1 protein-coding gene is annotated in these 385 nt (G+C 41.3%); it reads left to right on the top strand.

What is annotated here, in order from left to right:
* Nucleotides 1-62: 62 nt before the first annotated feature.
* A partial coding sequence (locus HMPREF9065_RS10165) for a hypothetical protein (protein ID WP_021615211.1) occupies nt 63-385 on the top strand: 323 nt, incomplete at its 3' end.

Below are 385 nucleotides of genomic sequence, written 5' to 3'. Positions count from 1 at the left end.
ACCGCACTTTTAGTTGATAGGCACAAGCGAGGACACTTGCGCCATCGTGGGAACAAGAAGCGATGGAGCGATTAATTACCCAAGCGGCTCAAGAAGTCGACTATGCTTGGTTTAAGAAAATTGGCGAAACAGATGGCCAAGCACAGTCTTTCTTAAGAAAAGCAACGGCTCAAGGGGATGTTCCTCCTTATGATAATCGTGGCACATTTATCAATTCAGGTGGTAAACGTCAGTCGATGTTTACTGTTGCGGATAAAGATGAATATTACTCAACGGGTAAATATTCAAATGCATTGGCACAATTTGATAAAGCAAACGGCCATGTTGTAACGAAGACATTACAACCGAAAGTAAAATATGACCTTTATACTAAATCGTTATCGGA

Source organism: Aggregatibacter sp. oral taxon 458 str. W10330 (assembly GCF_000466335.1).
In the GTDB taxonomy this organism is placed as follows: Bacteria; Pseudomonadota; Gammaproteobacteria; order Enterobacterales; family Pasteurellaceae; genus Aggregatibacter.
The sequence above is the reverse complement of the archived record's forward strand: the minus strand, read 5'-3'. Positions and strand labels throughout refer to the sequence as shown.